Here is a 24,658-nt window from a genome sequence, read left to right as displayed (position 1 = left end):
TGGCTAATCTTCCGCTTTCGACAATGCGCTCGCGATTGCTGGCGGTCAATCGCCCTTTGATTTCAAAGCTATCATCGATGGTATGAAAGCGAGCGCCCGAACCGTCTCTGATCAAGGGGTGGACATAACTCTTTTAAATAGAGCTATCCATCCAATCACGGCTGGCGTGAGAGTGACCAAGGCCCAGAGAGTAATTTCTTTTCGAGAACGCAGCACGTGAATTTTGACGAGCATCCAGCCGACCGCTGTCAGCGCCACCATGGAAACGGTGATCAAGAAAATCATCCGGTAGAGCGCTTCCATGCTACCGTCTAACACCGTCGTTCCTCAGCAATTCACATTCGCCCGATCGTTTGGGGTGCAGACGTTATCATTTAGTTAGTGTGAACGAAAAGCCCCAGCCGCTCGGACGGGTAGTCGAGGCGGCGATTAACCCCGCTGCCCGCGCTTTCAGGAGCCCCCGCGCGTCGGCCCGCCTATTAGCAGTTCTAACTTCCTCAGATCGCTGACGATCTCCAGCGCGGTTTCGATCCGCATGGTTTTGATGCTGGCACCATAGACCCCGAACGTCGGATCGCATTTGCGCGAAAGGCGCTCGTGAATGCTCTGCCATAATATGAGGGCTTCGCCTTCGAAGTAACTATCACATAAAAATATCAGACCTGCCATTGCGCCGAGTGACAAGTCCGTTCGAATGTCTTGATGTCCTCGTAAAACAATATCGAGACATTTTGAAATATTTCGACAAGCGTAATCATGCTCGCACTTCGATACAGCCATTTACGATCCTGCTCCGATTTGATTTATTATCTCGGATTGGCCGCCGAGCATAAATACTCGTATGGCTGATCCTTTCTCAAACTTTTAGGATGCGGTTGACGCTCCGTCCCGCAACGTTTTTCTCATCTCACCATCCGATACCACCGAACTGCCGACAATTCCAAAGGCGGTCAGAGCCGACGCGGCGGGTGGCCTTGCCCCTGAGAAGTGGTCCGTATTGGTAGAGAGAGAACCGGCTATTTTGCGCTTGGAAGGAGCGAGGAATGGCACGGAAGACTTACACAGCGGAGCAGATCATCGGGATGCTGCGCGAAGCCGATGTCCGGCTGAGCCAAGGCGAGAAGGTTGGCGCGATTTGTCGCGGGCTGAGCATATCGGAGCAGAGCTATTACCGGTGGCGGCGTGAATATGGCGGCCTGAAGGTGACGCAGGCGTCGCGGATGAAGGCGCTGGAGAAGGAGAACGCCCGGCTTCGCAAGGCGGTGTCGAACCTGACGCTGGATGCGCTGATCCTGAAGGAGGTGATCGAGGGAAAGTTCTAAGCCCCTCGCGACGCCGTGCTGGGGTCGACCATGCATGTGCGGCGCTCGGTGTATCCGAACGTCGCGCATGTCGGGTGATCGGACAGCACCGCTCGACCCAGCGCAAGCCGGCTAAGCCACGGTCCGACGAGATGCGCCTGACGGCGGCTATCGTTCGCTTGGCAGCGATCTACGGGCGCTATGGGTATCGCCGGATCACAGCCTTGCTTCGAAGCGAGGGATGGACGGTGAATGCCAAACGGGTCGAGCATCTGGCGTCGGGAGGGGCTAAAAGTACCGCAGCGGCAGCCCAAGCGGGGTCGTTTATGGCTGAACGACGGATCATGCGTGCGGCTTCGGCCGCACTATCGTGGCCATGTCTGGAGCTACGACTTTGTTGCCGACCGCACTCACGACGGCAAGGCGTTCCGGATGCTGACGGTGATCGATGAGCACAGTCGGGAATGTCTGGTGGACTGCCCGCGATGTCCGGTCCGGTTGTATAGTTAGTTGATACGCGCCTCCGATGCCAGCGTGGGCGGGAGGCGGAGCGCAGCGGAGCCGAGCGGCCACGCTGGCATCATCGTCGTTTCTGGCGCGGGCGGGCGGTAGCCCAGACTGCTGTGCGGCCGCGCTCGGTTGTAATGGTCGCGCCACCAGTTGGTGACGCAGCGGACCTCCTCGAGGCAATAGAAGATCTCACCGTTGAGCAGCTCGTCACGCAGGCGAGCGTTGAAGCTTTCGATATAGCCGTTTTCCCACGGGCTGCCCGGCTCGATATAGAGGGTGGTGACGCCCAGCCTGCCGAGCCAGCCCTGGACGGCGTGAGCGACGAATTCTGGGCCGTTATCGGACCGGATATGCTGAGGCGGCCCATGTTCGATGAACAGATCGGCCAGCACGTCGATGACGTCGTTCGACCGGAAGCGCCGCAATGGCACCATGGCCAGGCGCTCTCTGCTGAACTCGTCGATGATGTTGAGCATTCGGAATTTGCGTCCGTTGTGGGTCTGATCCTCGACGAAATCATAGGACCAGAAATGCCCGCGATGTTGGGGGCGAAGGCGGATGCACGACCCGTCGCCCAGCCAGAGACGGCGGCGTTTCGGCTGCCGTTTGGGAACCTTCAAACCCTCCCGCCGCCAGATCCGCTCGACCACCGACAGGCTGACTTGCCAGCCGGAATTGCCGAGCAGAGCATGGATCCGACGATAGCCATACCGACCATAGTCCGTCGCCAGCGCGATGATGTCGGCGGTCAGCCGCTGCTCGTCTGCATCGTCCCTCGGTGGGTGGCGCTGCGTCGAGCGGGGCTGGCCAAGCACCCGGCAAGTCCGCCGCTCCGATACGGGCAACACGCGACGGACCTGCTCGATCGCCTCGCGGCGACGGGAGGGGCTCAGAAATTTAGCTTGGACGCCTCCTGGAGGATCGCCTTGTCGAGCGCGAGATCTGCGACGAGCTTCTTCAACCGCGCATTCTCGCGCTCCAGATCCTTCATCCGGCGAGCCTGATCGACCTTCAGTCCGCCATATTCCTTACGCCATCGATACAGTGTCTGCTCGGCAATGCCGATCTGCCGGCAAGCCTCGACGGCCGTCGAACCCCGGCCGACGAGTACATCCACCTCACTCAGCTTCGCGATGATCTGCTCCGGCGTAAATCGCTGACGTCCCATGCCATTCTCCATTCCAGATACCCTCGCGGGCTCTCTTCAGAAATGGACCGGATTTTCCAAGGCAGACCAGGTGTCGCTCTGCGGTGGCAAGAACATTGGTTTGCATCCGCGTCAAAACCGACGGGCCGGCGGGATTGCTTTCGCGCATATGGTGTCTCTTTTCCGATGGGCCAGCCTTCGGCCCATACTGCTTGGATCGCGACGTGTGTGGTTTCGATCAACTCATCGTAGGAATTACTCCAACCACGGGGAAGTCCCCGCACGCAATGCCGCTGCGGCAGAACTCGTCAGATTGGACCATTGAGAAAAGCGCAGACGGTGCAGGGGGCACGGGCTAGATCGGCCGTTCTTGTTTGATTAGGGCCAGCCCCGAAATTTGCGCGGGCCCAAAGGCGTCCGCCCGTCGTTCAAGCAACTCCCAACAAGGATAGTAGCATGAGCGACCATGACATCTCGGTCCTGAACGATCTGACCAAGACGACCCTCGACAGCATGAAGGGTTATGAGGACGCCGCCAAGGATGCGGAAAGCACGCGGTTCGCCACCATGTTTGCCGATTTCGCGCGCGATCGCGGTGAGGCTGCTCGCGCCCTGCAGGCGGAAGTGACCCGGCTTGGGGGCACACCTGAGACCGACAGTAGTTTTCTTGCTGCGGCGCATCGCACCTTCCTGGATCTGAAGCAGGCCTTCACCTCCAATGACGACAAAGCCATCGTTGCCGAAGTCGAACGCGGCGAGGATCATATAAAGGCCAAGTTCGAGAAGGCGTTGGGCGATAATGACCTATCGCCTGCGGCCATTGGGGTTATCCGTGAGACGTTCGTCACGGTTCGGCAGGGCCACGATCAAATGAGCGCGCTCAAGCACAGCTTGGCCTGAACCCCGAAACCGGTGCTCGAAAGGGCGCCGGTCATTCGCGCTCGTCCGTTTCTCTGGTGGTGGGGCGTGCATGAAGCTTACGATCAGCCACCGTACGGCTTATTGCTACGCTCGGCCCGTCACGCTCCAACCGCATACCCTGATCGTGACACCGCGAGAGAGCGGCGAACTCAGGGTCCTCGATCGGTCTTAGCATGTGAGCCTGCCGCAGAAATTTGCTGGACCGTGGACGTGTTCGGCAATCTGATTGGAACGGCTCGTTTCCCTGAGCCATCTTGCTCCCTAACGATTACCCGTGAAGCGACCGTCGAGATCACTGCCCCCGAATGGCCGGTCTTTGCGGTTGACCCTGCCGCTCACCAATATCCGTTCACCTATTCTCTCGATGACATCATCGATCTTGGCGCGCTGGCGCAGCCGGATTGGCGGAGGGCGGGCGGTGAGCGGGTCAGCGAGTGGGCGAGCGCCTTCGTCATGCGGGGGCAGACCGACACCCTGGCACTCCTGAAAGATCTGAATGGGGGCGTGCTGGCCGACGTCACGTACCGGGTGCGCGACGAGGAAGGCACACAGGCTCCCTCACAGACGCTGGACCGGGGCAATGGGTCATGTCGCGATATCGCCGCACTGTTCATAGAGGCCGCGCGACATCTTGGGTTCGGAGCCCGGGCGGTATCGGGTTATATCTTCGATCCGGACCAGCCTGCAGGTGATGCTGGCTCAACGCACGCATGGGCCGAGATTTACCTTCCCGGAGCCGGCTGGATCGCATTCGATCCGACGCACCGCCGGATGGGTGGTGCCAATCTCATTCCGGTAGCTTTCGCCCGGCTCAATCGCCAGATCATGCCGGTTTCTGGAACATATTTGGGGGTTGCCGAGGATATCTTGTCAATGAATGTCGAGGTGAAGGTGGTAAACGCCGTTGTCGGATTCATGGCACGGCGCTGAGGCCCGTTCGATTTTTTATGAGGCCCGAATGGGGCCGAGGCTTGCACATGAAGAGATCGAATGACCGCCACCGGGTCAATGGAGCTGTCGGTCGGTCATACGAAAGTAAGTTTCGGTTAACCATGATCCGCTAAAAGCGCCGCCACCGCGTAACCGCAGAGCGGGACCGGTGCACTGTCTCTCAGATGAGTAGCTCCATGGTTGGATCGATTGCGTCTCTGCAGCGTCTGCGGAGCCACGTCTTCTTTCGCGCTATCGCGAAACTGCGCCCCGAGCGCGGCAAAGCGGTCGCTTTGGCCTCGGCCGGAGGGCTCGTGGCGCTGCTTCAGGTGATCGAGCCCGTCCTCTTCGGCAAGGCGGTAAACGGGCTCACCTCGGGCGCTAATCCGTTATCGTTTGTCGCCATGTGGTGCGCGATCAGCGTTACGGGCTTTCTAGCCGGCATGGTGATTTCGCTCGGCGCAGATCGCATGGCCCACCGCCGCCGGCTTTCCGCCATGGCGAAATATGTCGAGCACCTACTTGCCCTGCCGCCGGCGTTTCACTTCCAGGCGCGTTCGGGGCGCCTGATGCGGATCATGATCTCAGGGTGCGAGAACCTGTTCTCGCTCTGGCTGCCGCTGTTACGCGAGCAGATCGTGAATGGCGCGATCCTGCTGGCTTTGCTGCCGGTTGCGGCCTTCACCAACTGGCGTCTGGCGCTTGTCCTCGTTACTCTCATGGTGGCCTATACGGTGGTGAACATCGTGGTGATGCGACGGACCTCCTATGGACAGGCGCGCGTCGAAAATCAGTTCACCGACCTGTCCGGTCAGCTCGGCGATCTTTTCGGCAATGTCACGGTGCTGCAAAGCTTCCTGGCCGTGCCGGGCGAGCTCCGTTCGATCCGTTCGTCGCTGCATGAGCTGCTGCACGCACAATATCCGGTCCTCAACTGGTGGGCGATCTCCGCTGTGCTGACGCGCGGAGCCTCCTCCATTGCCATCGTCTCGATCTTCGGGATCGGATCGACGCTTGTCGCTCATCATCTCGCTACCATTGGCGACGTGGTGACGTTCGTAGGCTTCACCACGCTGTTGATTTCTCGACTGGAGCAGCTGACCGGGTTCATCGTCGGCATGGCCCAGCGAATTCCCGCGCTGGAGCAGTTCTTCGCGGTATTGGACGAGGACTCGCATATACAGGAGACGCCCGGCGCGAAGGCGCTGGAGGTAAAGCGCGGACACATTCGCTTCGACAATGTCTCGTTCCGCTATCCCGGCGGGTCGGGGCGCGTGCAGGAGCTCAGCTTCGAGGTTCAGCCCGGCGAGACCATTGCGATCGTGGGGCCGACCGGCTCGGGTAAGTCGACCGCACTGGGACTGTTTCAGCGGGCGTTCGATCCCGATGAGGGACGCATCCTGATCGACGGGCAGGACATTCGCGAGGTGACCTTGTCCTCACTGCGTGCGTCGACGGGAGTGGTGTTTCAGGAGGCCGGCCTGTTCAATCGCTCGATCGCGGAGAATATCGCGATGGGTGACCCGGATGCGTCGATGGATCAGATCGAGCAGGCGGCGAAGGTGGCCGGCGCCTATGACTTCATCATGCGGAAGGAGGGCGGCTTTGCGTCTGCCGTTGGCGATCGGGGGCAGGGGCTGTCTGGCGGCGAGCGGCAGCGGATCGCCATCGCGCGCGCGTTGTTAAAGGACGCTCCGATCCTCCTGCTCGACGAGGCGACGAGCGCGCTCGACGTAGCCACAGAGGCGCGCTTGCAGGAAAGCCTTGATCAGCTGCGCGAGGGACGGACGACCTTTGTCATCGCACATCGTCTCTCGACCATCCGCTCGGCCGACAAGATCATCGTGCTGGATCAGGGACGGATGGTCGAGATGGGCACGTTCGACGAGCTCGTGGCCAGCGGCGGCACGTTCGCCGAATTGGCCCGCGACGGCGGGCTGGCCGTGCCGGCTAACGATGGGCCCATGGTGCAACGAGCTGCCTGATCCGAGCTGCGATGGGAGGGCGTCTCGGTCGCCCGGATCGAACGCTCTCAGTCCGCCATTTCGGGTGATGATCGCGTAGGTGGATTGAGGGGCTGTTCCGGGAGGACCTTGGCAGCTGCTTTCTCGGCGTCTGACGGAAACCGAAGAAGCTCAAGCCCATCCTTGTGCCAGCGCACCAATCCAAGGTCAGCAAATGCGCGGAGCCATCCCTCCATTGGCCACCGGCCCCAGCGAGCGTGGAAGGTGCGGGCGTTGCGGACAATGTCCTCGAGGTGCTGGAGAGGCGGTTCGTAACTGTCGTGATGCTGATGGCACGCAATGGCCTGACCCACGAATAGCAGCCTCATGCCAGCCTCAGATGCGCGGAAGCCGAAATCGGTATCCTCAGCGCCATAGCCTGTGAACGCCTCGTCAAACCCGCCCAGTGAGACAAAGCGGGCGCGCTTCAGCGCGAAGGCAAGAGACCAGAACAGGCCCGGATTGAGCTCCTCGCGAACACCGTCGTTCGGGAATGTGCGGACCGGGTGATGCCGGCCGGCGGCCATCAAATCCTTTTCGGTCCAGATGCCCCGCGCATCATCCGGCCCTAGATAGCGGATGTCGGCGCAAAGCAGGGCATCGTGATGCGCGAGGGCATCAATCAGGGTGCCGACGCAGTGTTCGAGCGGGATGCAGTCGACATCAAGGAAGATCAGATTCTCGAACCGGGCCAGCACAGCCGCCCTGTTGCGAGCGGCGGCGAGCGGCAGGCCGTCTGTCTCGAAACGATCGATGCGGATCGGAAAGCCGGCAGACGCGACGGCCACCGGCGTGTCGCTCATGTCCACGATCACCAGTTCGTCGGGCTGCCGCTTACTCCTGCGCAGTCCTTCGACCAACTGCTGGAGATGATCGCTACGATTGCGGACGATCGTCAGGACGGAAACGCCCATCAGCTCCTCTCCCACAGATCGAGCCGATAGGTGTCGCGGCGCTCGGCAGCCACGACCGAAAAAACTGCGCTCAGTTCGGTCCAGAGCGCATCCACGGCTTCGTCCCCGGTTTGAGGATAGTCGGTCTCGCCCGTATAATGAACGAGGATGATCCGCCCACCGGCGGCAATGTGATCTCGAAGCCATTCGGCCGCCCGGTCGAGATCGGCGATGCTCCAGTAATAAGCGACCTCCGACAGGATCACGAGATCGAACGGCGCACCCTCGGGCGTCTCGCTCGGAAAGGCCATGCGTTGCAGCGTCAGGCCCGGCCGGTCACCCACCCGTTCGCGCGCTTTCGCCAGGGCCCTGGTGCTGATGTCGATCGCCAACAGCGTGTCGCACAGGCCGATCAGTTGGCCGGTCAGCACCCCGTGGGCGCAGCCAATTTCCAGCGCCCGCGCGTAACGTCGGCCAGCGAGGGCATCATGCGTGTGCCTGAACTTGGCGGCTTCATAGGCGCTGCTTGCCAGATCCCACGGATCGTCGTCCGACTCGAAAATACCGTCGAAATAGGCGGCGTTCAGGCTGGATCGGCTCATCGCCGCAGGCTCCTCAAGGTGAGTGTATCATTTCCGGGCATGCGCAACTTTTCCGAAGGCAATCGAAAGCCGTTGCCAAGGACGGGCGACATCTGACTGCGATGCGAGCGCAGCGCATGTCGTCGCCGACCGGGCGGCATGACCGGTGTCACGATACGCCGCACCGACGCCGGGTTCGCGCTCCAGACATGATAGGCGAATAGGGTCACACGACGCCTTGCTGCCCGCATCGCTCCTTCGGCGAGCTCGAAGGCCGCGACATGATCGCAATGTGCCTCGGTCCGGTCTGAGACCGCAATCGCATCAATTCGACAAGAGCGCAGAAGCGCTCCGAGGATCCTGGCGGTCCGGACAAAAGCGACGCTGCGGGCATCGTGAGGATGGGCGTCCCGCCATCCGAGCCAGTAGAGGCGGACGCCGCCGCCACCCAGTCTGCGAATTGCCTGACCTGCCTCGCGGCGACGGATCATAGCGACGCGCGGCGTACCGGCCGGATGCGAGCCCGTCCCATCGGTCAGGAATACGACCCCGCCCAACCGTTCGATTGCCGCGGCATGAGCGATCAGGGCGCCTGCGCCCAGCGTTTCGTCGTCGGGATGCGGTGCCAGGATCAACCATCGCGCCCGTGCCCATCGGCTTTGCGTCAAACGCTCGGCCGTCACCACCAAAGATCGTCCCCGTGCCAGATATCCCGATCGAGAAGCGCTTTGGCCGCCTCGTCGCGCGCGTGGTCCGGACCGGCTTGGCGAAGGTAAAGCGATAGGTCGCGGATGATCTTGTCCGCGCGCTCTCCGTCGAAGGCGCTGCGCGTGCCGAGAATGCGCGCGGCGGCTTCCATCACGGTGAAGCCCGCCTGTTCGACAACGCCACGCGTCAGTCGCGCAATTGCGATGGCGTCCTCATCATCGGCTGCGAAGCGACGGGCCGCTTCCTCGACCCAGAAACCCGCGCTGCGCGTCGCAACCACAGCCTCGGCGAAGCGGGCCCGCTGCAGCGGATCTTCACGCGCCGTGTCGCTCATGGATTGGCGCACTTCGATGATCAAGGCCTCGATTCCGCCGAGCTGGACGGCGCAGAAACGCCAGGCTCCCGCGGTGAAACGGGGGTCACGGTCATAGTCGCCCGAGGCCCCGAGCAGCATCTCCGGATCGACGGAAACACCGTCGAGCGAATACCGACCACTGACGCTCGCGCGCATGCCGCGTACCCGCCATCCCGACACGTCGGCCCGGCAGGTGTCGTTGGCGGGCACGATCACGAGACGTCGCTCACCGCCGTCGACCGCCGCGGTCACCAGAGCATGCTCGAGGCCGCCCGCGCCGCTGGCAAACATCTTCTCGCCCGAGAGCGTCGGCGGATCCCGGAGTTCGAGGCGGACTCCGGGTTGTGGCTCGGTTGCCCAGACGCCAAACCATGCGCCGGCATTCAAGGCGCCGGTCAGCCATTCAAGCTGTTCCGACGTGGCATACCAGTCGAACAGTTGGAGTGCGTTGACATGCCCTTCAAAGAGCCGGCCGACACTCAGATCCCCACGCCCGACCTCGCGAAGCGCCCGCGCCATCTGCGCGGCGCGTGTATGGGGATCCGTGAAGACGTCGCCGCCACAGATGCTGGGTGCAAAACGGCGATGATAGCCCGCATTACGGAGCGCCCGCAGGCTCTCGACCGGAAAGTGGGGCGCGGCATCATAGCGTGCGCCCAATTCGGTCAGTCGCGAAACGATATCGCCTCCTTGCTCGGAGCGCGGTTGGACGGACAGGGTCATGCAATACGGCTCCGCGAGAAAGAATCCTGCTGGCCCAACGCTTCAAGCCAGCGCGCGACCCGTTCGGACCCGCCTGGTGTTTCCAGTTCGCGCGGCCACGCCGAAGCCACTCGGACCGCATCCGCAAGCAGCTGTGGCCAGTCAGTCGGTTGCGGCCAATCCAGCGAGACGGCGGCCGCACCAAGCGAATTGAGCCGCTTCGCTTTCGAAATCTGTTCATCGAACGGGCGCGTTTCCGGCAGGCAGATGAAGGGTCGTCTATTCGCGAGAACGGCGCTCACGACGCCGTCGCCGGCTGCACCAACAACAACGCCGGCGCTGCCGATCAACGAGGCCGCATCATCCACCCACCCGCGCAATTCGAGATTAGGCGGCAGGGTGGGCGGCACGGTGCAGGCGCCGACCACACGCCACCGACGATCCGGCACCGCGCGCGCCGCCTGCGCCCAGCGATCGCCATCACTGACGCCACCCCCACGGCCCAGCACGACCAGCACGACGTCCTTTTCGATCTCGTCCGCTGCCGCGCCGATGCCGTTGATGAGCGGGGCGTAGAAGGTTTTCTCCCGAAGCCAGTCTGGCGTTTCGTCATCGTCGAGCGCCTCATGGAACGGTGCGATCAGGCCCTCCGCGCTTCGGAAAGCATCCAGATGAGGCTCGTCCAGCCGTTTGCCGGACAGCCGGACGTACACGGTCGGTGCGGATGCTAGGCGAGCCAGCATCGCAATCTCGACCGATACGTCGACGACAAGCAGTTGGGGACGCTCCTCCGCAATCCATCGGGCGATCAAAGCCGTTCGCTGTCGGATGCCTTCGTGGTCGATCGGCGCATAATGGAGCGAGGTGGGACGTTCGACCCGGTCGATTCCCGCGAAGCCATCGTCCATTCGATCGTCCGGCAGATCCACCACCGGTAGGTTGCCGCTTCGATTTTTGAGGCCTGTGCCCAGCAACGTCGCGCCATGCTCGAGGGCTTGCCCGATCGCGATCGCGCGCTGGCGGTGTCCATCGCCATGGTGGTGGACATAATAGCCGATCGGCCGGCTCATGAGCCACTCACCATCGGCAATGCCATGTCGCATGGCATGGCGGGTAGGAGGCGCTCGGCTTCCATCAGCGCTTTGGTGCCACGGCCTTGTCGAAAATCGCGGCGCCACAGTGCGCGCGCCTCCCAATGGTCGAAGTGCGGGACATTTGGCAGCTCCCCGCGCGCTTCGGCGTCGGCCCAGCGCTGGAGGTCTTCTGCCATACCGCCTGTGGCGCGGCCTCTGGTTCGGGCCGACGTGCGCGTCCACACCGTCTGGGGGTGAACGAGCTTGCCCCCCGCCACGATCGCGGCCTCAACCAGAGCACGGTCCTCGCCGCTGGGCTGCAGCGGCACGCCGCCCGACCGCTGGTAGAGTTCGACCGACAATGCAAGGCTGGCGCCGGTATGGTCACCATGGCGGGGTGCCGGATCCCAAGGCGAGGGATCGATGCTGTCCTCGATCGCGCGCACGCGCTGCCAGTACGCGTCGAAATGCCGCCGGAAAGCAAAGATCGCGGGGTATTCATCCGCGTCGGCTTCATCCAGTTCGATGCGGCCTCCGATGATCCGGTCAGATCCACCGGCCGCAAGATTGGCGGCGATCCAGTCGGCAGGGGGCCTGCAATCGGCATCTGTTGAGATGAGCAGCCCGGTGTTTCCGAGCATCTCGGCACCAAGCTCCATGGCAGCGCGACGCGCCGAGCCGGCATGTGCTAGTGGGGGCTCGAAAAAGCACTCGATCTGGGTGAGCGTGAACCGTCCCTCGCATCGCGCGGCCGCGTGCTGGGCGACGCCCCCGGTGTCGTCGCTACTGTTGTTCACGCACAGTACGACCCCGAAGGGCCTATCGACGGTTTGCATTGCCAAGGCATCGATCAACGTGGCGATACGATCGGCTTCGTTGCGCGCGGGTATGCAGACACAGACTTCGACGCTCACGCAACGCTCGCCATGACGGGCATTGCGTCAACCGTCAGGTCGTTCACGCAGGACGGCATCGCACGAAGCTCCCGATACACCGCCTCATATCGATCGACCATTCGTTCAGCGTCACAGTGCCGCTCGGCATAGGCGCGGCAAGCCGGACGACTGAGCCGGGTCGCGGCGATGGCTGCTGCTGCGAGAGACGCCACATCGTCGGGTTGGGCAAGCACGCCACAGTCTTTATTGAGGAGGGAGGGAACGCCTCCGCGACGATAAGCAGCAACCGGTGTACCGCACGCCAGAGCTTCCGCCACAACAAGTCCATAAGGTTCTTCCCAGCGCGGCGTGCACAAGGCCGCGCTCGCTCTCCCGACCAGACCTGCGAGTTGGTCGTGTGCGAGGTGGCCGACATGGGTGATCTCCCCGCCCAGCCGTGGAAGGATCATTTCATTATAATAGCAGGCGTCCGACACGGGCCCGGCAATCCGCAGCGGTATGTCGGCCAGCCGAGCAGCATCGATCGCATGGTCAAGCCCCTTCTCGGGCACGATGCGACCATACCACACCAGATAAGGAAGGTCGTCGCTGGCAGGGAAGTACGGAAAGTGGCGCAGATCGATACCGTTGGGGACGATGTCGTGCACCTCCGCGACATGGCTCCACATGTCAGCCGTTGCCTGCGAGACCGCCACGTACCGCATTGCTCCGCGATTGAGGCGGATGCCGCTCTCGAGCCAGCAGAAAGGGGGCGTGTGGAGCGTGGTCACCATTGGTGTGGCGATCGTCTCTGCCATGCTGACCGGAAGATAATGAAGCGAATTGTTATGGATGACGTCGAAGCATCGACTCCTAAGCTCTGTCATCAACTGCAGATAGGCGTGATGCTCGCGGAAGAACGCCACATCATTGGCTTCGGCGACACCTGTCTCCAGAAGCGATGTTTCTTCGCAAATCGCTTCGACGCCAAGCTCGGGGTCTGACTGAGTGGATGCGAAGAGCGTCACGTCATGACCACGCGCCCGCAGCGATCGGGCCAGCATGTGCGTGTGCATTTCAAGGCCGCCGGCAAAGGGTTCCCGGATCGCGTATTTCAGGTGTGCGATGATCGCGATCCGCATGTCGGACAGTCCCCTCCAGCTGCCGCGCGCGCTGGGATAGGCGTTCGGCAGATGATGAACGCGTCCGCAGCACTTTATTTCCGCGGCTATAGGTTAGCCGGATGCCGAAGTATCCCCGTATGCATTGATTTAAGTTAATTACGCACGTTTTGATTTTAGCATTTAAAAAGCAAAGTTGAGAATGCGGGAATAACGCCCCTGCTCTGAAGGGCGGTGGCGTTTACCTGCCAAAAAGGGGATATGACGCTCATGACCATGGCCGGGTGGCGCGTTTTCTAAATAATCACGGCTAGATCAGCATCTCCTGTCGTGGCGGATCGCATGCCGATATGTCGCGGTTCGTACACTTCCGGATTTCGTAAAACCGGGGCTGTCCGGCCACAGCCGGAGGGCGCACGTCCACATGCGGATCCAGTCGGTGCCCGCAGACAGCTGAGGTGTGCAGACGCGCTGATCGAACGACGCGCGGTGCGCGGCAGCGCGAGGAATCTCTTATCGGGTTTCAGAAGCGGCGGGCCGCGTCGCGCCAGCACAGAGCGTTTGCCCGTCTCGATCCATACTGCGGTGGTTTGCCATCGTCATCGGCGGGGTGGGCTGGTCGGGTTTCATCAGGATTGCGCCGCGCTCGCCGCTAACCCTCCCAGCGGTCGTCCTCTCCGAGCATCACGTCCTGCCAACCGGTCTCGCAAACGCTGGGAGCTGGAGGCCGGCAGCTTGTTGTTTCCGGGACGATGACCCGGGGGCGGTGCGACTTCATGAGCGATCATGGGGGTAGGGATGGCCTCCGAGAGGACCTCGCCGTCGCAACCCTGCGCTTCCGCGCCGCGTTGAAGAGCCGAGGAGACCGTGATGAAGAAGGATCCAAAGGTCGGCGACAGGGTAAGCTGGTCCAGTTCAGGCGGCGAAGCCCACGGGAAGGTCGTGAAAAAGGCGACCAGCCCGACCAAGATCAAGTCTCACCGGGTCGCGGCGTCCAAGGACAACCCGCAATTCATCGTCGAGACCGAGGAGGGCAAGCGTGCTGCTCACAAGGCTGGCGCTTTGAAGAGGGACTGACCATGGCGAAGACGTTCCGTCCCACCCTGAAAATGGCCGCGAATGCTAAGAAGGGCCTGAAGCTGCGCGAGAAGTTTGGCCGAGGCGGGACAGAGGTGGGCGTCCGGCGCGCCCGTCAGCTCTCCGAGCGCGGCGATGTCTCGGAGGCCGACGTGAAGTCAATGCACAGTTACTTTGCCCGGCACGGAGTAGACAAAGATGGCCAATCGCATGACTGGGGATCGAGCATCGATCCGTCGGCGGGCTACATTGCCTGGCTGCTGTGGGGCGGAAACGAGGGCAAGATTTGGGCGGACCGCAACGCAGCCAAGCTCGACAAGTGATGGTGGGATGGCGGATCTAACTTACGGACCGATATGCTCTGCCGCCGGCAGAGACTAAGTGCCTCGTCGGTTTCACGCCATTCCGACTCTGATTATCCGGCTTGCGAGTCATTCGCGAGGAACATTGCGGGCGGCGCAGTCGTAGGGGCGCTGAATTTTTCCTTGCAGGAGCAGCATCGTGGCCACGACCTCATCGACGCAAAGCGCTTTTCTTACGGACGTCCAGACCCTTCGCGAACGGGCGCGGAAATCGCTCGACGATGGTGCTGTCATGCCCAGCTACCAAGGTCACGTCGACCAGACGATCGATCTGCTGCAGACCGTTGTCGCCACGGAGCTGGTCTGCGTCCTGCGCTATCAGATGCATGCAATCGCAGCGGATGGCATCACCTCGAAAAGCGTGGCAGCCGAGTTCGACGAGCATGCCAAGAGCGAGCATGGCCACATGCTCATGGCCGCAAACCGCATCGATCAACTGGGCGGCGTTCCGAATCTGAATCCGGAAGGCCTCGCTTCGCGTTCAGCCACCGAATATGGTGAAGGCGGCAATCTCGTCGAGATGATCAAGCAGAACCTGATCGCCGAGCGCCTGGTGATCGAACACTATCAGGAACTGATCCGCTTCTTCGCCGACAGGGATCCTACGACGCGGATCATGCTCGAACATATCCTCGCCGATGAAGAGGATCATGCATCCGACATGCACGATCTGCTCGTCGCCCATGAGGGCAAGCCGTTCCTGAAGTGACGGACGGATCGCAGGCTGTGCTTGAAGAAAGCCGGTCTGCGATCTCGTCGAGCAACCTCAGGGATCGCGTTGATCTGAGGACCTATGTGCAGAAAGGCGTCGACCATCCCGTCGTAACGATGATGCTCGACTGCGATACCGGTAGCGATCAGGCGGCGAGCGCGCGCTTTTTGCATAGCTCGGTCGGGACGCCTCTATGTGAACCCGACCGATATGATCTCGCTATCGTTCTGCTGGAGGCTGTCCTGCACGCGAGCTAGAACGCGATGCTGCGTGCCGGAGCCAACCGCTTATGGTCGATGAAGGTCTTGTGGCTCGCGATCGTCCGCACCTCACGCAGCGATGGTCTTGGCCAGACCTATCCGATGTCGAGGGGATCGGCACGGGGAGGCTTGCGACCACAGTAAGCCGTTGAGATGGTTGTTCGCCGCGCCCGAAAGCTGGATTCAGGCCCAATCAGTGCCGCTCAACTTGCGTCGGGCCGTCTATTTGCAGCGACGTCGGACGAGGGCGGTAAGGTGGGTCGACATGCCGGCTCGAAATGGTGGACGGCAGCAGCAGGATTGAGCTGCTGCCCCTACTTTTCGGCTGCTGCATCTAACGGTGATGTCAGGGCTGAACGGGCGCGCCTCGTTCGGCGCGCCCGTCGAAGTTTTAACGGAAACGGAAGCCGATGCCCGCCATGGCATGCTCATCGCGGGTGTGGTTGTTGAAGTCAGAATAAACGTACTGGGCGCTCAGATACACATTTGCCGGGACGAAGCTGAACTGATCGTGCGGAGAGAACTGCACGCCGCCGCCAACCTGATAGCCGTCGGTACGCCCGCGCGTGGCGTAGCCCTGCTGGCCAGCGGGTGCATTGAAATAGCTTCGTTGCGCCTGGTTGACGTAGCCACCCTTGCCGAAGACGAGGAGATCAGGACCGACGCGGTAGCCAATGCGGATATCCGCAGCCCACATCTCCCGACCCTCATGGACGACCGTGCCACCATTTACGCCGGGTACCGACGTCTGGTTGCGGTTCTTCGAAGGCCGCCAATAGCTAACTTCAGGACCGATCACGATTTGATTCGTGAGGTTGCCGTCGAAGCCGGCTGAGCCGCCATAGCCAAACCGGTCGTTGCTCTGGCCCAGCGAATGGGTCTTATCCCAGCCCAGATTTCCCTCGACGCGGAAGCCGGCCAGCGTGCCAGCCAGGTTTTCGGGGGGAGCGTCCTGAGCCGCAGCCGCCGTGGCGACGCTGACAGCGAGCAGGCTGGCGGCGATGACGTAACGCATTTACACATCCTTACATTTACATCTCGATGGCCGCCTAGAACCGTGCCTGAAGGCTGGCGTTCCTCCGCCCGTCGCTCCGTTGTGAACTGTGACAATGTTGTCACAAGGGCGCGACCCGCATTTAAACCGAGGAGACGTTGATCCGGGGGGGAATGCAGGGGCGCTGTGGCGGCGTACGCCATGGCGGCCCTACTCAATGGTGGCGTCGCTTGAATAATAAGCAAATGGGATCGGTGCGGAACGCTTGTAGGGACGGCGCGCCGCACGTGGCCTGTGTCGGCAAACGCGGTCCGGCCAGGCCGGATTAACGGATGTCCGCTTCGAAGATGCGCGGAATGGCGGCTGGGTGCACTCGGAATGGATTGCTCGCGCCCGTGGGCAGGTTCGCGGGAAGCGACAAGGTTCGTCACTAAGCTGCACTCACATCATAGCCGCCGCTAAGTGACGAGGCGCCGTTGCTCGCCGTACCGAGATGCATCACTGGCCGGATAGGTCCGGTTATCAAGATGATCGAAGTTCGGATTAGCAAATTGTCCTAATGCTGATCGACTCAGCTCGTGCGTGAACCGACATGGCGCAAACTATTAGTTTGCAACGAAACGACAGCCGGCGCGCTCGTTGAGCGGGGAATGTCCGCCAACGCATCTTTGGGAAGCCGCGCACGAGCGTTTGCACACGGCTGTGCCGCTGGCCGCGACCTTAAGCGCTCGACTGTCGAATGCCCCGTCCCCTTCCATAGGTTTCTAGTTAGGGCCGCATGGCTCGATGGCTTTGCAACCGGTCGATCGCAGAGGATCAATCAGTTGGACGGTCGATCATAGTCTGGAGCTGAGATTCACGCCTGATCTACCGTGTCACCGAACCTGCATCGGGCACGAACAGCGCAGGTGAGATTGAAGGGGGTGCAGATTTCGAGAGCGGCCGTGAAGAGGATGCTTGCCTGCACGTGTCGGCGCCACTGCGATGTCCGTCGATAATAATAATGGAATTGGCGACGCCATCCGCTCAGTTTGACGCAAGCGGGCGGTCCGTTGATCCCGGCTTGATTTAAACACGGTGCGGTGGTTCAGCCGACGCTCCGATTGGTTCCATGATGACCCGCGTCCGACTTGACGGATAAAAAGTGACGCTCGCTTGGTCACCCGAGGCGGGCCGCCATGCGCTTCATGGCCGTCACGATATCCCGATGCTGAACCGGCTTGGAATAGAATTCCGCGCGGACTGGCAAATCCAGGTTTGCCTTCGAAAAGCTGGCGGCAGTCAGAATGATTTCTATCGGCGGCCAGCGGTTGCGGATCATGGCCGCGATCTCGATCCCCTTCACCCCACGCGGCATGTCGAGGTCCATATAGACGATCCTTATGTCGAGCCGTTTCTCCAAGATGCGGATCGCGTCGTCGACGCTTGTCGCCTCGATCGGCTCGAACAGAGCACGTTCGACCATGTCGACGGCTTCAAGGCGGAGCACCGGCTCGTCCTCGACGATGAGCACGGGGATCGGCTTGAGGCGCTGTAATTGACCCATTCTGGCTATGGCTTCCATTCTCAGCCCTGTTGGACTTGGTCGAGCGGCGCATTCATTTCTACCCTCAGGCCCTCGCTCGCATAATCCAGCTTCACGCCGCCTGATCCGGTCAGCCCCATGCGGATGATCCGCGACCCGAAGCCACGCTTGGTGGGCTCGACGGCCGGCGGACCTCCTCGCTCAGTCCAGGTCATATCAAGGATCGGGCGGCCATCCGTTTCGAGGATGGCCCACTCGATCGCGATGCGGCCCTCGTCGACACTCAACGCCCCGTACTTGACCGCGTTCGTCGCAAGCTCGTGGAGCAAGAGCGAAAGCGACATTGCCGTCCGGGATCCGATGCCGAGATCGGGCCCAACGATGCTGACCCGATGCAATGCGAAGGTCTCGAGCGCCGATGCTATTACTTGGTGCAGACCCGCGGCAGACCAGCTTCGAGTAAGAAGAACGTCATGTGCTGAGGAGAGCGCCTTCAAGCGAGCGCTGAACTCATCGATCACGGCCGGATCCGTCGACCGCGCCAACGTCTGCATGGCGATCGCCTGAACGACACTGAGGGTATTCTTGATGCGATGGGCAAGCTCGCCGTTCAGGATTTCTTGCTGCTCGACGGCGCGCAGCCGTTCGATGGCGGACCGGAGCCTGTAGGCCACGTCGCGGATGAACTGAACTTCCTCGTCGGTCCAGCTCCGCACATGAGCCGTGCAGACGAAGAGCATCGCGACGAATATGCCCCGCTCCGTCACGGGCGCGTTCACGAACGCCCGAGCGCTTCTCGCTTCCAGCCCAGCCGCGTTTTCCCGCGTGCGCGTATCTTCTCGCGCATCGTTCACCACGACCACTTGCCCCGCCTTCAGGTCGTCCACGTAGCTGCCATAATCCCGGAATCGGACTGTTCCGCCGAGGGGATGTGCCCCTCCAGCGGTCCAGTCCCTGTGCGTCGTGATCGTCTCGGCCACGGGATCGACATCGCCATAGCCAACAAGCTGGACGTCGAGCTCGCGACCGAGGATTTCGCTGGCGGCCCATGCCATGTCCTCGACCGAGCCCTCGTCCTGGAGGCGGTCGCTTAGTTCTAGGATGGCTGCGTTTCTTTGCTCGCGCAGGACACGATCTGTAACCTCCGTGAAGATAACCGTGAAGCGGTCGTCGGCGGCTGGCTGGGCGACGCCGTCGTACCATCGGCCGAGGGTGCCGACTTGGCGGGTAAAGCGGATGGTCTCCCGGGTGTCGACCAACCGGGCGAATTCCAGCACCCAGTCGTCCTCAATGCCCGGGAACACCTCGCGGATCGTCCGCCCGACCGCGCAGCCGCGCTCGATCCCCACGAGGTCGTACCAGGCGTTATTTACCTCATCGTAGCGCCAGTCCACAACTTCGCCAGCGTCGTTGCGGATGACCTCGCCGTGGATGAAACCCTCTCGCAGGGTCTCAAAAATGGTGCGCCATTTTGCTTCGTTCCGGCTGAGATCGGCGACGGCCTTGTCCCGCTGGCGCTCGGTGAGAACCCGGCCAGTCGTTTCCAAAGTCACATTGAGCAACCCACCGACTTCCCCCTGCTCGTTGCGGATCGGGGAGTAGGAGAAGCTCCACCACGTATCTTCTGCATACCCGTTCCTTGTCATGAGGAGCGGCATGTCGCGAAATGTGGAGGTCTCTCCTCGATCGACCAGTGGCGCGATCTCGGGCCATACGTCCGGCCAGACGTCCTCGAACGGCTTGCCGAGCGCGTGCGGATGACGTGCGCCGAGCATCGGTGCATATGCGTCGTTGTATAAGAACGTGCGCTCTGGTCCCCACGCGAGACACATGGCATGGCCGGACGCCAGCATCGCATCGGTGGCCGTCTGGAGGCTTTGCGGCCATGTCGAGATGGGCCCTAGCGGCGTGGACGACCAATCGTATGAGGAAACGCGCCGGGTCATATCGGCCGGCGCATCCTGCCCCGGCGATATGCGATCGCGGTCTTCGCCCGGAATACCTGCCATCGCAAACCGAGGGATGCCTCCGCCCTTCGGCGAAATATGTGATCCGATGCTCACGAAAGACTATGGTTTCGTGGGCGAAAAGGTTCCCGTTCACCCTTTGCGTACCACCGCTGGCACGATCGTTTCATCGGAAGGCTCACTCGGCATATCGCTCGGGAAGCTCAGGATGGCAGGCGGCCGGGAAGGTAACGGCGCGATGTGGAGCGAGCGGCAGGCGGTGTTTCATGGTATGGGATCTGCTCCGCGCCGGACAGACCGCCTGTATGGCGTTCGTCGAGGAACAGCTCGGTTCGAGGGCCTTTTAAGGGTAAGACATGTGGAAAGTGGCGATGACGGCAGGTACTTCCAGATCGCTTTGAGGCTGCTCGGCGAGATGGGCGACGAGGCGCCAGCGTTCGTGCAGGCTAGGATCGATGAACTGTTTGATCAGGCCGATCCGGAGATGGTCGAATGGGCGATGATCCGGAGCGCGCTCGCGCTGTCGATGGATGGATCGAGGGCCAAGCACAGAGGTTGCGTGATCCAGATGACCCAGTGTGCTGCGCGAACGCGATCTCGCCGCTTTAATCGGAGCGTATGAAGGCAGGAACCACGCTGCCACCGTGTCGTTTTCTGGATGCGTGACGCCGTCCGGCACTCACCGGAGGCAATCTTGAAGCAGCGTGACGACTGGCACCTTACCGACGAGCTCGAATACGAACATGGCCGAGGCGATCCATTCGCTGCGGCCGTGCGGGCGACGCGGATGCCGATGGTCATCACCGACCCAGCACAGCACGACAACCCCATCGTATTCTGCAACGTCGCGTTCCAGGAGCTGACTGGGTATGCCCGCGAAGAGATTATAGGCAGGAACTGCCGCTTCCTTCAGGGTCCCGACACGGATGTGGCCGAAGTCGCAAAAGTGCGCGCGGCGATTGAGGAGGGCCATGACGTTGATGTCGATCTCCTCAATTACCGCAAGGACGGCACCACCTTTTGGAACGCTCTCTATATGTCGCCGGTGCGGGACAAGGACGGGATCATCCGTTTCTTCTTTGCCTCGCAACTCGACGTGACGGAGCGGATCGAGGCCCAGAACATCATAAGCGAGCAGAAGGAGCTGGTGGAGCGCGAGGTGGCTCGTCGCACCGCCGACCTGCGTGCGGCATTCGATGCCAAGACGATCCTACTCCACGAAGTCGATCACCGCGTGAAGAACAACCTGACGATGATTGGATCATTGCTGCGTCTTCAGGCTCGCACAATCGATGACCCCGCCATCAGCGTGAAGCTGGAAAGCATGCTGGAACGGGTGGATGCGCTCGCGGTCGTGCATCGGCAGCTGTATCAATCCGATGACATCACCACCTTTGACATAGGCGGCTTCGCCGAAGGCCTGGCACGCGATGTTGTGGGGTCGAGCGGACGGGGCGACATAGACCTCCGGATCGAGGTGCGGCCCCTGCTGGTCGACGCGGTCCATGCCTCCGCGCTGGGGCTGATCTTGAACGAGATACTGACCAACGCGATCAAACATGCCTTCGGTGACGGGCGCCATGGTTCTCTCACGCTGCGCGTTGACGAGGACGATGAGCGCGGGATCATCCGGATCTGTGACGATGGTCCAGGATTCCCATCGGTGAAGCGGACCAGAAGCATCGGCACGTCGCTCATCACACGTTTGGCCAAGCAGGCGAGGGCCGAGGCGACGTGGAGTGACAACGCGCCCGGTACATGCGTGACCATCACCTTCCCGCGCGGGGAGGCAGCGGATGCCTGACGGCATGAACGTCCTGATCGTCGAGGACGAGATGCTCCTCGCCATGGACATCGAGGCCATGGTCGAGGACAGCGGTCACCGCGTGCTTGCTGAGGCCGCGAGCCTCATGGACGTGGAGAGGCTTCCTTCCGACATCGATCCCCAACTGGCTTTCGTCGACATTCACCTCGCTCACGGATCTAACGGCATCGACGTCTGCCGGCTGATCCGGGAGCGTTGGCCGGACGCCCTCGTCGTTTTCGTCACGGCAAACGTTTCGAAGATCCCTGAGGACTTTGCCGGTGGTCACGGCGTCATCGCGAAGCCTTTCTCGCATGCCGGTGTAATCAACGCGATCCGGTATCTCGCGGAAGGCGTATTCGACCCTCCGCCTTCCGTGCCGCGCCCGTCCAGCCTGATTCCGTCAGCCAATCTGCAAAGGCGCTGGGCGGCCTGACAGGCGAACGCGAACCGGCGACGCACCTCTGGCGTGTCCTTAGCTGGCGGGACGCCGGATCGAGCCAATCCCGGCGCGCGCATTGAGGCGCATCTGCCTCTCCCGAGAAAAGTCGCGAAATCTGCGCAATGGTTTTTTCCGTATCTGTTCCCATTTTCGGTAGATGCGGACACCGATGCCTGATGTTGCCGTCGCGACAGCCCCTCTCATCCTTGCGCTCGGTGACAGCCTGACGGCGGGCTATGGCCTAGCGGCGCACGAATCTTTTGCCAGCCAGCTAGAGATCCGGCTCGGGTCGGCGCTCCCGGGAACGCGGGTGATCAACGCCGGCGTGTCGGGCGACACGTCTGCAGACGCGCTCCGCCGCCTGCCGCGACTGCTCTCTTCACTCACTGGAAGACCTGATCTCGCGCTGGTCGAGCTCGGTGCTAACGACTGCACGCGCGGCGTGCCGCCGGCGCAGGTGCGCGCGAACCTGAGCGCGATCGTGGAGGAGTTTTCCCGATGCGCCATTCCCGTGCTGCTCGCTACCGTCGAGCCGCCGCCCTTCATGGCTCGGACGTTGTCGGGCTATTTGTCGGTCTACACGGAAGTGGCCACCCGATACGGTTTACCGACATGCGCCTTCTTTCCCGCTGGGGTGCTCGGGCATCCGCAGATGGTGCTGCCTGATCGCCTGCATCCGAACGCACGGGCGGTAGCGCTGTGCGCCGACAGTGTCGCGCCGCACGTATTAAAGGCGCTCGGCGGGCCCAGCGCTCGCGCCGCATAAGTGCCTGCTTCCGGATGGCGGAGGCAGCGGCAACTGTTCAACTGGCACCCGCCTTTTTTGCGCTCCTGGGCGGCCCCCTTAGGGCTTCTTCCATCATCACGGCGTTCTCGGGAGCGGCATCCTCGTCGCGCTAGCGGGAATGGCGGGCTCGTCGCTTTCGGATGTCGGCCTGGACGACCGAAGTTTATCGATCAGGCTGTCATTATAGAGGCCAGGCCGCGCATTCATGACCGGCCACCTTGGATCCCGCATGGCGAAGCCCCTGGTACCCTTACCAGAAGCGAGATCAAGCGTAATACCCGCTAGCAGGACGCGCGTTCACGACCGCGTCGTCCGTCGCATGCTGCGCCCAGTGAAGGTCGGTTTTTGAGCGCTGGTATGATCGGCCCATCGCCGAAATAGCTCGTCCAAGCATCTCGATCGTGCTCAAGATGCAGTCAGTCAGGTTCGATAAGATCGCCGGCAAGCGCCGCATCGATCATCGTCTGCCACGCGCCATCCTTGAGCAGCCACTCATCCCGCCCGCCAGTCGCGACCGTGGCTGCATCAAGCATATAACGTGTGGGCTCGCGGATGGCCAATATGACGGCCCGGGCCGGGGTCTCAAAGACAGTCCAATCTGCATCCGCGTCATGACCGGCAAGCGACGATAGCGTGCGGGCAACGCGTTCGATCATTGTCTCGTCCGTCATGTCTCCACCATCATTCATTGGATGTGCGCATCCAGTTTCACCGTGCATCACCAGCCCCAGGCTTGGTTCTTCCGTGGGTGCGTTGGCGGCAAGCGTCGGTCGCAGCGATAAGTCATATCCGGGTACATGCCCGCCGATCGACCGGAATAAGTATGCATAGGTCTGTCTGCAAGAAGGGCACCTGCTCAGGGGGGCGCTGCCACCGACACAAGGCGGTGAACGCACTCTCGTTTTCGGTGAAGTGCAGGACGACGCCGAACGATCGGATGTGCGTCTCGCCGATGGTGGTTCAGCTATGCGGGGTGGCGTGCGACAGCCTAGTTCGATCGGTTGCGATAGCGATCGATTGAAAAGCGCTAGCTCCAGTCGTGGACACGGCGAGAATGGCAGACAGATAGAGCAGATCGGTTTCGTGATCGCATTCGTCGCAAATCCTGGCTGGACGCATCTTGAGGGAACGGCCGTATTGAAAGGATGCTATGGGCCGGTGCAGGTCGACGATCACTGTTGCGATGACCGTACGATGTTATAGTGACCGCGCAATGTCCGTTTCACCCCCGCCTTTTAGTCCGACGAGCGGTCAGATAGCCGCTGAGATTAGGACCGCCCTCGACCGCGCGCCACGGGGGCTATTCACGGATGTAGCTGGAACGAATCCCGCCAAGCGGCAGGCGGCTTTGACGATCCTCACAGAAATGGTTGTTCGTTGAATAGATGCGCTGACCAGAAATGAGAACAATCTACCAGATGGTTGACGATTGAACGTTCGATTTAGACGAACGCCTGACCAATCACGCAAACACACCGCTAACATTGTTACACAGACATAGGGTGGCATTGAGACGTGAGACGCTGCCGTCAAAAATGCATGTGTTGCGAGTCGGCAATATTCAAGGCCAACAAGATCCAACGCGCACCTGCCAGTGGGCGTCACGGG

At 61.6% G+C, this 24,658-nt stretch carries 25 protein-coding genes and 1 pseudogene; 12 read left to right on the top strand and 14 right to left on the bottom strand.

Annotated elements, in window-relative coordinates; genetic code table 11:
* Nucleotides 1-111: 111 nt before the first annotated feature.
* Together HL653_RS22910 and HL653_RS22905 are read right to left on the bottom strand one after the other, a co-directional pair.
* On the bottom strand, nt 112-303 hold the full coding sequence (locus tag HL653_RS22910) for a hypothetical protein (protein WP_171746542.1): 192 nt from the start codon (nt 301-303) through the stop codon (nt 112-114).
* Between the two features lie 147 nt (nt 304-450).
* Nucleotides 451-780, bottom strand: a complete 330-nt coding sequence (locus HL653_RS22905) for a hypothetical protein (protein ID WP_171746541.1) — start codon at nt 778-780, stop codon at nt 451-453.
* 263 nt (nt 781-1,043) lie between these two features.
* On the opposite strand from HL653_RS22905, the pseudogene HL653_RS24405 reads away from it, so the two are divergent.
* Nucleotides 1,044-1,772: pseudogene (locus tag HL653_RS24405) on the top strand (transposase); the annotation flags it as partial.
* A gap of 35 nt (nt 1,773-1,807) precedes the next feature.
* Here HL653_RS24405 and HL653_RS22890 read toward each other — a convergent pair.
* Nucleotides 1,808-2,979, bottom strand: a protein-coding gene (locus HL653_RS22890) for an IS3 family transposase (protein WP_171746538.1) whose coding sequence is annotated in 2 segments (ribosomal slippage) — nt 1,808-2,712 and nt 2,712-2,979 — 1,173 coding nt in all. Because the reading frame shifts where the segments join, the coding sequence is not laid out codon by codon here.
* A 435-nt stretch (nt 2,980-3,414) separates the two neighbouring features.
* Here HL653_RS22890 and HL653_RS22885 point away from each other — a divergent pair.
* The 4 genes from HL653_RS22885 to HL653_RS22875 all read left to right on the top strand — a co-directional run bounded on the left by HL653_RS22885 (nt 3,415) and on the right by HL653_RS22875 (nt 6,794).
* On the top strand, nt 3,415-3,858 hold the full coding sequence (locus HL653_RS22885; RefSeq protein WP_171746537.1) for a PA2169 family four-helix-bundle protein: 444 nt from the start codon (nt 3,415-3,417) through the stop codon (nt 3,856-3,858).
* Between the two features lie 70 nt (nt 3,859-3,928).
* Complete coding sequence (locus HL653_RS24400; RefSeq protein ID WP_253717323.1) at nt 3,929-4,051, top strand: transglutaminase N-terminal domain-containing protein; 123 nt, start codon at nt 3,929-3,931, stop codon at nt 4,049-4,051.
* Nucleotides 4,052-4,089: 38 nt separating this feature from the next.
* The gene (locus HL653_RS22880) at nt 4,090-4,809 is read left to right on the top strand and encodes a transglutaminase family protein (protein ID WP_253717321.1); all 720 of its coding nucleotides are present in this window, start codon (nt 4,090-4,092) and stop codon (nt 4,807-4,809) included.
* Between the two features lie 197 nt (nt 4,810-5,006).
* Nucleotides 5,007-6,794 (top strand): ATP-binding cassette domain-containing protein, encoded by a 1,788-nt coding sequence (locus tag HL653_RS22875; RefSeq protein WP_216599925.1) that lies wholly within the window; start codon nt 5,007-5,009, stop codon nt 6,792-6,794.
* Between the two features lie 47 nt (nt 6,795-6,841).
* Here the strand turns inward: HL653_RS22875 and HL653_RS22870 are convergent, their stop codons facing one another.
* Genes HL653_RS22870 through HL653_RS22840 form a run of 7 tightly spaced genes read right to left on the bottom strand, consistent with a single transcriptional unit; the run spans nt 6,842 to nt 13,141 of the window.
* Nucleotides 6,842-7,726 (bottom strand): glycosyltransferase family 2 protein, encoded by an 885-nt coding sequence (locus HL653_RS22870; protein ID WP_171746535.1) that lies wholly within the window; start codon nt 7,724-7,726, stop codon nt 6,842-6,844.
* Nucleotides 7,726-8,307 (bottom strand): class I SAM-dependent methyltransferase, encoded by a 582-nt coding sequence (locus HL653_RS22865; protein WP_171746534.1) that lies wholly within the window; start codon nt 8,305-8,307, stop codon nt 7,726-7,728. The genes HL653_RS22870 and HL653_RS22865 overlap by 1 nt, the downstream gene beginning before the upstream one ends.
* A complete protein-coding gene (locus tag HL653_RS22860) occupies nt 8,304-8,972 on the bottom strand; it encodes a PIG-L deacetylase family protein (RefSeq protein WP_253718186.1) in 669 nt (222 codons plus the stop codon). The genes HL653_RS22865 and HL653_RS22860 overlap by 4 nt, the downstream gene beginning before the upstream one ends.
* Nucleotides 8,966-10,072 carry an acyl-CoA dehydrogenase family protein gene (locus HL653_RS22855; protein ID WP_171746533.1) on the bottom strand — a complete coding sequence of 369 codons (1,107 nt, stop codon included), beginning with the start codon at nt 10,070-10,072 and terminating at the stop codon, nt 8,966-8,968. The genes HL653_RS22860 and HL653_RS22855 overlap by 7 nt, the downstream gene beginning before the upstream one ends.
* On the bottom strand, nt 10,069-11,121 hold the full coding sequence (locus tag HL653_RS22850; protein ID WP_171746532.1) for a glycosyltransferase: 1,053 nt from the start codon (nt 11,119-11,121) through the stop codon (nt 10,069-10,071). The genes HL653_RS22855 and HL653_RS22850 overlap by 4 nt, the downstream gene beginning before the upstream one ends.
* On the bottom strand, nt 11,118-12,038 hold the full coding sequence (locus HL653_RS22845; RefSeq protein ID WP_171746531.1) for a glycosyltransferase family 2 protein: 921 nt from the start codon (nt 12,036-12,038) through the stop codon (nt 11,118-11,120). Before HL653_RS22845 ends, HL653_RS22850 begins: the two co-directional genes overlap by 4 nt.
* Nucleotides 12,035-13,141: a glycosyltransferase gene (locus tag HL653_RS22840; protein ID WP_171746530.1), complete on the bottom strand. Its 1,107-nt coding sequence runs from the start codon at nt 13,139-13,141 to the stop codon at nt 12,035-12,037. Before HL653_RS22840 ends, HL653_RS22845 begins: the two co-directional genes overlap by 4 nt.
* A gap of 849 nt (nt 13,142-13,990) precedes the next feature.
* Here HL653_RS22840 and HL653_RS22835 point away from each other — a divergent pair.
* The 3 genes from HL653_RS22835 to HL653_RS22825 all read left to right on the top strand — a co-directional run bounded on the left by HL653_RS22835 (nt 13,991) and on the right by HL653_RS22825 (nt 15,268).
* Entirely contained in the window at nt 13,991-14,197 is a 207-nt protein-coding gene (locus HL653_RS22835; RefSeq protein ID WP_171746529.1) for a DUF2945 domain-containing protein, read from the top strand.
* A gap of 2 nt (nt 14,198-14,199) precedes the next feature.
* The gene (locus tag HL653_RS22830) at nt 14,200-14,520 is read left to right on the top strand and encodes a hypothetical protein (RefSeq protein WP_171746528.1); all 321 of its coding nucleotides are present in this window, start codon (nt 14,200-14,202) and stop codon (nt 14,518-14,520) included.
* Nucleotides 14,521-14,698: 178 nt separating this feature from the next.
* Nucleotides 14,699-15,268 carry a bacterioferritin gene (locus tag HL653_RS22825; RefSeq protein ID WP_171746527.1) on the top strand — a complete coding sequence of 190 codons (570 nt, stop codon included), beginning with the start codon at nt 14,699-14,701 and terminating at the stop codon, nt 15,266-15,268.
* Between the two features lie 654 nt (nt 15,269-15,922).
* Here the strand turns inward: HL653_RS22825 and HL653_RS22820 are convergent.
* From HL653_RS22820 to HL653_RS22810, 3 genes are all read right to left on the bottom strand, one after another.
* Complete coding sequence (locus tag HL653_RS22820) at nt 15,923-16,546, bottom strand: outer membrane protein (RefSeq protein WP_171746526.1); 624 nt, start codon at nt 16,544-16,546, stop codon at nt 15,923-15,925.
* 1,138 nt (nt 16,547-17,684) lie between these two features.
* Nucleotides 17,685-18,089, bottom strand: a complete 405-nt coding sequence (locus HL653_RS22815; protein WP_253717319.1) for a response regulator — start codon at nt 18,087-18,089, stop codon at nt 17,685-17,687.
* 2 nt (nt 18,090-18,091) lie between these two features.
* Nucleotides 18,092-20,059 carry an HWE histidine kinase domain-containing protein gene (locus HL653_RS22810; protein ID WP_171746525.1) on the bottom strand — a complete coding sequence of 656 codons (1,968 nt, stop codon included), beginning with the start codon at nt 20,057-20,059 and terminating at the stop codon, nt 18,092-18,094.
* Between the two features lie 46 nt (nt 20,060-20,105).
* Between HL653_RS22810 and HL653_RS22805 the strand changes: the two genes are divergently transcribed.
* The 4 genes from HL653_RS22805 (at nt 20,106) to HL653_RS22790 (ending at nt 23,029) form a co-directional block, all read left to right on the top strand.
* Nucleotides 20,106-20,639 carry a hypothetical protein gene (locus tag HL653_RS22805; protein ID WP_171746524.1) on the top strand — a complete coding sequence of 178 codons (534 nt, stop codon included), beginning with the start codon at nt 20,106-20,108 and terminating at the stop codon, nt 20,637-20,639.
* A 72-nt stretch (nt 20,640-20,711) separates the two neighbouring features.
* On the top strand, nt 20,712-21,821 hold the full coding sequence (locus HL653_RS22800) for a histidine kinase dimerization/phosphoacceptor domain -containing protein (RefSeq protein WP_171746523.1): 1,110 nt from the start codon (nt 20,712-20,714) through the stop codon (nt 21,819-21,821).
* Nucleotides 21,814-22,257 carry a response regulator gene (locus HL653_RS22795; RefSeq protein ID WP_171746522.1) on the top strand — a complete coding sequence of 148 codons (444 nt, stop codon included), beginning with the start codon at nt 21,814-21,816 and terminating at the stop codon, nt 22,255-22,257. The genes HL653_RS22800 and HL653_RS22795 overlap by 8 nt, the downstream gene beginning before the upstream one ends.
* Nucleotides 22,258-22,432: 175 nt before the next feature.
* Nucleotides 22,433-23,029, top strand: a complete 597-nt coding sequence (locus HL653_RS22790; RefSeq protein ID WP_171746521.1) for an arylesterase — start codon at nt 22,433-22,435, stop codon at nt 23,027-23,029.
* A gap of 437 nt (nt 23,030-23,466) precedes the next feature.
* Here HL653_RS22790 and HL653_RS22785 read toward each other — a convergent pair whose 3' ends face one another.
* Nucleotides 23,467-23,721 (bottom strand): hypothetical protein, encoded by a 255-nt coding sequence (locus HL653_RS22785; RefSeq protein ID WP_171746520.1) that lies wholly within the window; start codon nt 23,719-23,721, stop codon nt 23,467-23,469.
* Nucleotides 23,722-24,658: the final 937 nt, after the last annotated feature.

The organism is Sphingomonas sp. AP4-R1 (assembly GCF_013113735.1).
Lineage (GTDB): Bacteria > Pseudomonadota > Alphaproteobacteria > Sphingomonadales > Sphingomonadaceae > Sphingomonas_I.
Note: the sequence above shows the minus strand (reverse complement) of the source record. Positions and strands in the feature narration are given on the sequence as shown.